This window comes from Beijerinckia sp. L45, from assembly GCF_009765775.1.
GTDB lineage: Bacteria > Pseudomonadota > Alphaproteobacteria > Rhizobiales > Beijerinckiaceae > RH-AL1.
This window is the reverse complement of record NZ_LMUU01000252.1, coordinates 1-8474: the sequence shown is the minus strand read 5'-3', so window position 1 is coordinate 8474 and position 8474 is coordinate 1. Positions and strand designations below refer to the sequence as shown.

The 8474-nt window shown below is 66.4% G+C and carries 9 protein-coding genes and 2 pseudogenes; 7 read left to right on the top strand and 4 right to left on the bottom strand.

The features are described 5' to 3' along the window. The 4 genes and pseudogenes from GSQ79_RS26165 to rutR form a co-directional block, all read left to right on the top strand. Positions 1-506: pseudogene (locus GSQ79_RS26165) on the top strand (ABC transporter ATP-binding protein); the annotation flags it as partial. Next, a complete protein-coding gene (locus GSQ79_RS26160) occupies positions 499-1629 on the top strand; it encodes an ABC transporter permease (RefSeq protein WP_158811683.1) in 1131 nt (376 codons plus the stop codon). The pseudogene GSQ79_RS26165 and the gene GSQ79_RS26160, both read left to right, overlap by 8 nt. A 4-nt stretch (positions 1630-1633) precedes the next feature. Beyond that, a complete protein-coding gene (locus GSQ79_RS26155) occupies positions 1634-2569 on the top strand; it encodes an ABC transporter permease (RefSeq protein WP_158811682.1) in 936 nt (311 codons plus the stop codon). Between the two features lie 61 nt (positions 2570-2630). Continuing rightward, entirely contained in the window at positions 2631-3332 is a 702-nt protein-coding gene (gene rutR, locus GSQ79_RS26150; protein WP_158811681.1) for an HTH-type transcriptional regulator RutR, read from the top strand. 4 nt (positions 3333-3336) lie between these two features. Here rutR and GSQ79_RS26145 read toward each other — a convergent pair whose 3' ends face one another. Then, a complete protein-coding gene (locus GSQ79_RS26145; protein ID WP_158811680.1) occupies positions 3337-3750 on the bottom strand; it encodes a hypothetical protein in 414 nt (137 codons plus the stop codon). Further along, positions 3728-4279 (bottom strand): hypothetical protein, encoded by a 552-nt coding sequence (locus GSQ79_RS26140; protein WP_246725595.1) that lies wholly within the window; start codon positions 4277-4279, stop codon positions 3728-3730. Before GSQ79_RS26140 ends, GSQ79_RS26145 begins: the two co-directional genes overlap by 23 nt. A 344-nt stretch (positions 4280-4623) precedes the next feature. Between GSQ79_RS26140 and GSQ79_RS26135 the strand changes: the two genes are divergently transcribed. Genes GSQ79_RS26135 through GSQ79_RS26125 form a run of 3 tightly spaced genes read left to right on the top strand, consistent with a single transcriptional unit; the run spans position 4624 to position 7157 of the window. Beyond that, positions 4624-5070 (top strand): cupin domain-containing protein, encoded by a 447-nt coding sequence (locus tag GSQ79_RS26135; RefSeq protein ID WP_158811679.1) that lies wholly within the window; start codon positions 4624-4626, stop codon positions 5068-5070. Between the two features lie 6 nt (positions 5071-5076). Further along, a complete protein-coding gene (locus GSQ79_RS26130) occupies positions 5077-6306 on the top strand; it encodes a flavin-dependent oxidoreductase (RefSeq protein WP_158811678.1) in 1230 nt (409 codons plus the stop codon). Further along, a complete protein-coding gene (locus GSQ79_RS26125; RefSeq protein ID WP_210253223.1) occupies positions 6303-7157 on the top strand; it encodes an alpha/beta hydrolase in 855 nt (284 codons plus the stop codon). Before GSQ79_RS26130 ends, GSQ79_RS26125 begins: the two co-directional genes overlap by 4 nt. 9 nt (positions 7158-7166) lie before the next feature. Here the strand turns inward: GSQ79_RS26125 and GSQ79_RS26120 are convergent, their stop codons facing one another. Together GSQ79_RS26120 and GSQ79_RS26115 are read right to left on the bottom strand one after the other, a co-directional pair. After that, positions 7167-8150 carry an AraC family transcriptional regulator gene (locus tag GSQ79_RS26120; protein WP_158811677.1) on the bottom strand — a complete coding sequence of 328 codons (984 nt, stop codon included), beginning with the start codon at positions 8148-8150 and terminating at the stop codon, positions 7167-7169. Between the two features lie 101 nt (positions 8151-8251). Then, positions 8252-8474 (bottom strand): annotated as a pseudogene (locus GSQ79_RS26115) (hypothetical protein); the annotation flags it as partial.

The window sequence follows — 8474 nt, the reverse complement described above, 5'->3', positions numbered from 1 at the left end:
TCGCCGCGATCCCCGCCGACCGCTACGCCACCGCGCTGGCCGGCAGCCTCTCGATCCTGGAGAATTTCGCCATCGGCCGGCTGCACACCGGGCGCTATGGCTCCTGGGCGCGCGCCGATTTCAAAAAGATGCGGCGCGACACCGAAGCGGCGGTGAAGACTTTCGAGGTCCAGGGCGTGCGCACGATGGCGCAGAAGGCGAGCCTCCTCTCCGGCGGCAACGCGCAGAAGCTGGTCATCGCGCGCGAGTTCAGCACGATCCCGCGCGTCGTCATCGCCCACAGCCCGAGCCGCGGCCTCGACATCCGTGCCTGCGCCGCGGTGCGCGAGCGGCTCGTCGAAGCGCGGAGCGCCGGCGCCGCGGTGCTGCTGATCAGCGACGACCTCGACGAGGTGATGGGCCTGTCCGACCGTATCGGCGTCATCAACCGCGGGCGCATCGTTGCCGAATTCTCCGCGCCGATGGACCGCCAGCGCATCGGTCAGGCTATGGTGGGCCATGCCTGAGCTTCGGACGCCCGAGAGCGCCACCGTGCCGCTCGAAGCCACCCTCGCTGCACCGCGCCAGCGCCGCTTCAAGCTCGGCCGCCTCGTGCTGTCGATCCGCGAGCATCCCTCGACGTGGCGGCAGGCGGCGGCGATCGGCATCGCGGTTCTCGTCGGCCTGGCGCTGTCCTGCATCACCCTGATGCTGGCCGGCGTGCCGGCGGACGAGATCGCCGACGAGTTCATCGTCCAGACCTTTTTCGATCCCGACAATTTTCGCGCCGTGCTGGCGCAGGCGGCGCCGCTTGTCCTGGTCGGCGTCGGCGCGGCGCTCGCCTTCCGCGTCAATTTTTGGAATCTGGGTCTCGGCGGCCAGATGATTTTTGGCGCGACCTTCGCCACCGCTGTGAGCTTCTATCACATCGGACCGGAGGCGACGCGGTTGCCGCTGATGCTGCTGGCGGCCTGCCTCGGCGGCATGATGTGGATGCTGATCCCGGCGCTGCTGAATATCCGTCTGCAGATCAACGAGATCATCTCGACGCTCTTGATGAACTACATCGCGCAATATTTTCTGCTGTACCTCGTTTACGGCCCGTGGATCGACACCAAGGACAATTTTCCGCACTCGCCGCCCTATCTCGCCGCCGAGCGCCTGCCCGACGTGCTGCTCGGCATCAACGGGGCGCTGCCGCTCGCCGCGCTGGTCGGGATCGCCGCCTGGTGGCTGGTGAGCCGGACGCGGCTCGGCATCTACATGCGCTTTGTCCAGGCCAACCCGCGCATGGCTTTCGCGACGGGCGTACCTCTGGTGGCGACGACGCTCACCGCGATACTGATCTCGGCGCTCTGCGCGGGCCTCGCCGGTTTCGTCGTCGCCGCCGGCCAGGAGGGCCGCCTGACGCAGTCGGTCTCGAACGGCTACGGCGTCTCCGGCGTGCTGATCGCCTTCATGGCGCGCAACAATCCGGTCGCCGCGCTGCTCGTCGCGTTTCTCGTCGCGGCACTCTTCGTGACCAGCCAGAGCCTGCAGGTGTTCCACCAGATCCCCTTCGCGATGGTGCAGCTGATCCAGGCGATCATCGTCATCTGCGTGGCGGCCTCGGAATTTGCCATCCGCCATCGCCTGCGACTGATACGGTGACGCCATGCTGAACTTTTTGGTGAGCTGGCTGGCCGATGTGCCGGATTCCGCTGCGGCCTACGCGCTGGCGGCGCTCGGCCTGATCATCAGCGAACGCGCGGGTGTGCTGAACCTGACCGCGGAAGGCCTGATGCTGGTCGGGGCGATGAGCGGCATCGGCGCTGCCCTCACCTTCGGCGGGCAGCCGGAGCTGGCGCTGCTCGTCGCCATGGTGGCGGCCGCGGTGATCTCGCTGCTGTTCGCGATGATGGTCGTGGTGCTGCGCGTCAACCAGGTGATTTCCGGCCTCGCCATCGTGTTCTTCTGCCAGGGGCTGACCAACCTCGTCGGCAACCTCGCGGGCTGGCAGAACAAGCCGGTGGTCGGGCTGCTCCACGTCCACATCCCCTGGCTCTCCGACCTGCCGGTGGTCGGGCGCATCCTGTTCAGCCAGAACCTCGTGATCTACCTCACTATCCCGATCTTCATCCTGGTGAGCTACGCTTTGCGCAACAGCATGGCGGGCCTGCGCCTGCGCGCCGTCGGCGAGAACCCGGAGGCCGCGGATGCCGCGGGCATCAGCGTCGCCACGACGCGCTTTCTCGCGATCGCCGGGGGCTCGGCGCTGATCGGCTTGGCCGGCGGCCTGCTGGCGGTCGGCGGCGTCAAGGTCTGGGTCGCCGACATCACCGGCGGCCGCGGCTGGATCGCCGTGGCGCTGGTCATCTTCGCACGCTGGCAGCCGTGGCGGGCGCTCGCCGGCGCGCTGCTGTTCGGCTGCATCGAATCGCTGATCCCGCGCATCGCCGCCGCGGGCATCCAGGCGCCGCAATATTTCATGTTGATGCTGCCCTACATCATTACTTTGGCGGTGATGGTCTGGAGCAGCCTCAGCAAGCGGGCGACCTCCGAGGAACCCGGCGCACTCGGCCGGGCCTTCGTGCGGGAGGAGAGACGCTGAACGGTGCATAACATCGCGGCACCGCTACGCGTAAGACGGGGTTTGCCGGTATGGGTTGTCGATGAGCGTCGTGGAAAAGATCGAGAAACGGGCCCGCGCCCTCGTCGCGCCGACGCGGCCGAAGAAAAAGCCGAGCCCGCTCCCCGTCAGCCGCAGCCGGCGGATCGACAAGAAGAAGGACGCCATTCTCGACGCGGCGCTCGACCTCTTCGCGGCGTACAGCTTCCATGGCGCCAGCCTCGACAGAATCGCCGAGCGCGCCAAGATCTCGAAGGCCAACCTGCTCTATCACTTCACCTCGAAGGAGGAGCTGTATCTCGCGGTGCTGCGCCGGATCCTGACGCTGTGGCTGTCGCCGCTGGCGTCCTTCGAGGTCACCCATGATCCGATCGAGGCGATCAGCGCCTACATCCGCATCAAGATGCAATATTCCCGCGACTATCCCCAGGCATCCCGCCTGTTCTGCCTGGAAATCACCCAGGGCGCGACGGTGCTGATGGGCGAGCTGAGCGGCCCGCTGCGGGAATTGGTCACCGCCAAGACGGCGGTCATCCAGCGCTGGATCGACGACGGCCGGATCGCTGCGATCGATCCCTACCACTTCATCTTCTCGCTCTGGGCGATGACCCAGCACTACGCCGATTTTTCCGTCCAGATCGACGCCATCATGGGCAAGACGCTGGCGGACGACGCTTTCATGGAGGCCGCGACGGCCAATATCATCGCGCTGGTGACGAACGGGCTGCGCCCGCGACCGGCGTAGAAGTCTACGACACCCGCGACGACCGCCCGCGCTGGCTGGCGCGACGAAGCGGCTGGGCGTCCGTCATGATGTTCCGGCTCTTGAACTCGGACGGACTGCAGTACGTCAGATATTCCTTGAGCGCGGGCTGGTTCATCGCCGAGGGGAACCACGGCTCCTTGAGGTAGCGTTCCGGCTTGCCGATCCAATCTGGCGGCGCGTCCGGCGTCCATCGCTTGTAAAGAAATTCGGCGATGCCGCCGACAAGCGCGTTGTACCTGTCGTCCACAAACAGCGCCGGCTCGTCGGCAAGCATTGCGGTTCGCTCGGCATCGCTGGATGCGCCGTAATATTCGTCGAGGAACTCGCCCATCGCCTTGTTGAGGGCCTCTTGGGACTGGCCCCGTCTGCAGGCTTCAGCGACCGTACGTGGGCGCATCGTTGCTCAAAGCCTCGTCGCTGGGATAAAGATTCTTCAGAAGGAAACGCTGCTTTTCAGCCCCTGCGGCGCTGGCCGGGAAGAACTTCGCCATCGTCGCGATGGCTTGGTCCGCCGAGGCTATCTTCAGCACTTGAATCAGACTGTAGATGTCGTCAGCCTCCTGCCTTCCCTTCAGCGGCTCGATGATGCGCCTCGCCTTGAGCTTCAGCGCGAGCATATATTCCGTCGTCGGGACGATGACGGCAAGGCCTCGGCCGTCGCTATCGCTTGGAAAGGTGCCGAACTCAATGTGGTCTGCGGCTCGGCTGGCTCGAGGGCTGAGGTGGACCGTCACGGCATCATTCATCCACGTCTCGGACCACCCGTTGTCGGATGCGATGGCCATGGTGACCTTCCTGAACCAATCAGGCCACAGTGTTCCAATCTCTTCGATGTCGACATCCTCCGTCGCATAGCGGAAGTTGCTGACAAGGATGAGCGCGGATCCGCCGTACACCGCGATTTCAAGTCGGGTGTCCTCTGCCACCGCGGCCCGCCCTATCCTTTCAAATGCCGCGACGAGGGCGCGCCGATCGAACGTGCTTTGCGTTTCCAGAAACCGCTCCTTCGACTTCGCGTGTTTTGGCCGACCGTGTTCCCAGGGATTTCATTTAGGCCCGATCGACGTCCGACGCGAGATTTAAGGGGCCCTCGGACGAGGACCGCTTACCCCACTCTTCGTCGTGCCGCTGGTCGCGTGCGTTTTCCGGCCAGCCTATCCGATTATCGCGAAAGCTTTGACCGCCAATCGCGAAAGCGCTTGTGCGGCCCGCGCGATGCCGGTCAGATTGGGCCCGTCCAAGACATCTAGGATCGGAACGGGAGCACGGGATGACGACGATGGAAGCCGGGATCACCAAGGCGGGCGACAGCCTGGGCGGCGTCAGCTGGAACATTCTGGGCCAGACCTACAAGCCGGTCCAGCGCTCCGAAAGCTCCTTCGCGTTCGACACGCTGTTTCCGCCGGGCACCTTCGTGCCGCCGCATTTCCATCCCGACCAGGACGAGTTCATCCGCGTCATCGAGGGCGATTTCTCGATCTGGCTCGACGGCGCGGAAATGAGCGCGACGACCGGCGACCTCATCGTGATGCCGATGGGCTCGAAGCACGGCATCTTCAACAAGAGCGACAAGCCCGTCCGCGCCCTGTTCTGGGTCGCGCCGGCTCTAAAGCTTTATGACCTGTTCACCCAGATCGACAAGAAGACTGATCCTGGCGAGGTCGTGCGCATCGCGCTGGACTACAACATCCATTTCCTGCCGCCGCCCGCGGCGTAGCAGCCGATGCGCATTCTCATCGCCGGCGGCGGCGTCGGCGGCCTGACGCTGGCGCTGATGCTGCAGGCCCGCGGCATCGAGACCACCGTGTTCGAAGCGGCGGCAGCGGTCAAACCGCTCGGCGTCGGCATCAACGCGCTGCCGCATGCCATCGCGCAGCTCGATGAGCTAGACCTGCTGCCGCAGTTGCACGCGATCGGCATCGCCACACGGACCCTCACTTACGCCAACCATCGCGGCCAAACCATCTGGTCCGAGCCCCGCGGTCTCCACGCCGGCCACAAGGTGCCGCAGTTTTCCATCCATCGCGGCCGCCTGCAGCAGATGTTGTGGGACGAGGCGGTCGAGCGGCTGGGTGCGGAGGCGATCCGGCCGGACCGGCGGCTCGTCGGCTATCGCCGCACCAAAACCGGCATCATCGCGCGCTTCACCGGCACGGACGGCACGATCACGGAGGAAAAAGGCGACGCGCTGATCGGCGCGGACGGCATCCATTCGTGGCTGCGCGCGTCGCTGCATCCCGACGATCCCGGCATCCGCTGGAACGGCATCAAAATGTGGCGCGGGGCCACGGACTGGCCAGCCTTCGACGGCGGCGATGCGATGGTGATCGCGGGCGATGGCGTCGCCAAGCTGGTGCTCTACCCGATCGGCGCGGGCGCGACACCCGAGACGCGGCTGACCAACTGGGTGATCTACGCCCGCGTCGCCGAGCCGAACGCCCCGATGCCGGAGCGCGAGAGCTGGTCGCGCAAAGGCCGCTACGAGGATTTTTCCAACCTCGTCGACCGGTTGCACCTGCCCTTCGTCGAGACCGAACGGCTGATCCGTTCGACCGCCGAGATCTTCGAGTATCCCATGTGCGACCGCGATCCCCTGCCGTGGTGGACGCAGGGTCGCGTGACGCTGCTCGGCGATGCCGCCCATGCGATGTATCCCGTCGGCTCCAATGGTGCGTCGCAGGCGATCCTCGACGCGCGCTGCCTCGCCGATCATCTGGCGACGCTGTCCGTCACCAAGGCGCTCGCCGCCTATGAGGCGGAGCGGCGGCCGGCCACGGCGGCGATCGTCGCCTCCAACCGCGTCGGCGGCCCGGAGCGGGTGATCGATCTCGTGGCGTCGCGCGCGCCGACCGGCTTCCAAAAGCTCGACGACGTCGCGACGCCGGAGGAGCTGCGCGGCATCGCCCAGGGCTACGCGCAACTTGCCGGCTTTGCCGTGGCGGCCAAGGCATGACGGCGGACCTGACGGCCCTCATGCATCCGGCCGATGCGACGGCCGCCTACCTCACCGGCCAGCTTCATCCCAGCCAGGGGGCGCTGCTGGAGGCTTTTGCCGCCGAAAGCGACGCCACGCTCTCTGCCTACGCGCCCGCGCTGGACATTCCCTATGGCGCACATCCTCGCGCGGTGTTCGATGTCTACCGCAGCGCACTGCCCTGGCGCGGCACACTCGCCTTCCTCCACGCCGGGTTCTGGCAGGCGCGCGACAAGGCGCCGTTCCGCTTTCTCGCGCCGGCCTTCCTCGCCGCGGGCGTGGATGTCGTGTTCATCAATTATCCGCTGTGTCCCGACGTGTCGCTGCGCTCGCTTGTCGAGACGGTGCGCGGCGGGGTGTCGGTGATCCTGGCCCATCTGAAGCGCGAAGGCCGCGGCGGCGACACGATGGTCGTCGCCGGCCATTCCGCCGGCGGCCACATCGCCGTGGAGCTCGCGCTGACGGATTGGCGCGCCAGGGGGCTGGCGGCGTCGTCGGTTCACGCCATCGTGCCGATCAGCGGCATCTACGATCTCGCGCCGCTGCGCGACACCAGGCTCAATGACAAGCTCCTGCTCGATGCTGCCGAGGCGCAGGCGATGTCGCCGCTGCATCGTGTGGCCGGCACTCTGCCGCCCGCGCATTTCATCGTCGGCGGGTTGGAGACGCCGGCGTTTCGCGCGCAGAGCGAGGCGATGCACGGGGCGTGGGTGACCGAAGGCGGGGAATCCGCCTTGCAGCAGGTCGAAGGGGCCGATCATTTCAGCCTTTTGCGCGCGCTTGCGGCGGACGGCGCGGCGTTTGCCGCCGTCATGGGGCTGACAAGCTAGAACATCGCGCTAACCCAACCGCCCGCGCACCCGCACAAGCGTCGCCGACGGTTTTTCGCCAAACCGCTCGGCGTAGGCCTGGGCGAAGCGGCCGAGGTGGCCGAAGCCGCAACGGCGGGCCACGTCGGCGATGCCGTCCGGCTCGCGGCGATCCTGCAGGCTGCGCCGCACCAGATCGAGGCGGGCATCGCGCAGCCGCTTCATCGGGCTCATGTCGCGAAAGGTTTTGAATCCGTCGAGCAGCGTGCGGACCGGCACGTCCGCCGCCTCCGCGATATCCTGCAGGGTCATCGCGTCCCGCGCATGCGCGACGATAAAGGCTTCGGCGCGGCGCACGCTGGCCGGTGCGATGGCGCCGCGGCTGATCCGGGCGCGATCGCTGTTGGGGTGACCCGCGAGGAGCAGGCTGACGAGCAGCTGCTCGTATTCGGTTGCGACGCGCGGATCGGCACGCATCGCGGCGAGAGTCTCGCCGTCCTCCAGAATGACCCGAAGCAGGGATTCCCAAGCTGCGAGGGTCGGCCGGGCCAGGTCGATCTGCGGCTCGAGCCAAAGGTCCCTGATGCCGCTGTGACGCCACAGCATCGTGCGGTCGAAACGGACAAACAATTGTTCGGCTTCCTCGGCGAAGCACGCCGCAAAGGACTGGCCGGGATTGCAGGCGAAGCCGCGGCGTCCGCGGATCGCGATATCCGTCTTCGCGGTGCGCACGGACCCGGCGCCGCCGAGACAAAAGATGAGCAGGTGGTAGTCGGCGATCTCGGGCACGTCGACGTGCATCGCCTGGCCGTAGCCGAGCGTCCCGAAGCTCAGGCCTGCGACGCTGAGCAGATCCATGCGCGAGGCGACGGATCGCGAAGGCTGGGCGGCCACGAGGCTGTGGTGGGACAGGACGCCGGCAATCTGCTCGCGTGTCTCGTCGAGATCCGTAGATTCGAAATAGCGGCAATCGCGCAGCGGCGTCTTCGCCACGATGGTGTGGGGATCATCCATGCCGGGACACGCCGTTGCTCTTGGCCAGGGGCAAGCACCTTTTACGCCATCGGCCAGGATAAAGGCGCGACGCTCCCCCGAGCATCGCGCCTTCGTTCCGTCTAGAACGCGTGGATCGCGACGCCGGCGAAGACCTGGCTCTCGAAGGAACCGGCCGTGTAGCTGTTGTCACCGAAGTGGGCGTTGTTGCCGAACTTGTTCAGCCAGTACTTGTAGCCGACGAACACGTCGACGACATGCGGCTTGTGGAACGCGACATCGCCGAAATCGAGCGTCAGGCGGTTGGCGGTGAGGATTTCGGTGCGGGTGTTGTTGCCGAAACCG

Bases quoted from the DNA above. Each gene is read 5' to 3' on its own strand.
- GSQ79_RS26135 (WP_158811679.1), top strand. From the start codon at position 4,624: ATGACGACGATGGAAGCCGGGATCACCAAGGCGGGCGACAGCCTGGGC.
- rutR (WP_158811681.1), top strand. From the start codon at position 2,631: ATGAGCGTCGTGGAAAAGATCGAGAAACGGGCCCGCGCCCTCGTCGCG.
- GSQ79_RS26145 (WP_158811680.1), bottom strand. From the start codon at position 3,750: ATGCGCCCACGTACGGTCGCTGAAGCCTGCAGACGGGGCCAGTCCCAA.
- GSQ79_RS26155 (WP_158811682.1), top strand. From the start codon at position 1,634: ATGCTGAACTTTTTGGTGAGCTGGCTGGCCGATGTGCCGGATTCCGCT.
- GSQ79_RS26125 (WP_210253223.1), top strand. From the start codon at position 6,303: ATGACGGCGGACCTGACGGCCCTCATGCATCCGGCCGATGCGACGGCC.
- GSQ79_RS26120 (WP_158811677.1), bottom strand. From the start codon at position 8,150: ATGGATGATCCCCACACCATCGTGGCGAAGACGCCGCTGCGCGATTGC.
- GSQ79_RS26160 (WP_158811683.1), top strand. From the start codon at position 499: ATGCCTGAGCTTCGGACGCCCGAGAGCGCCACCGTGCCGCTCGAAGCC.
- GSQ79_RS26130 (WP_158811678.1), top strand. From the start codon at position 5,077: ATGCGCATTCTCATCGCCGGCGGCGGCGTCGGCGGCCTGACGCTGGCG.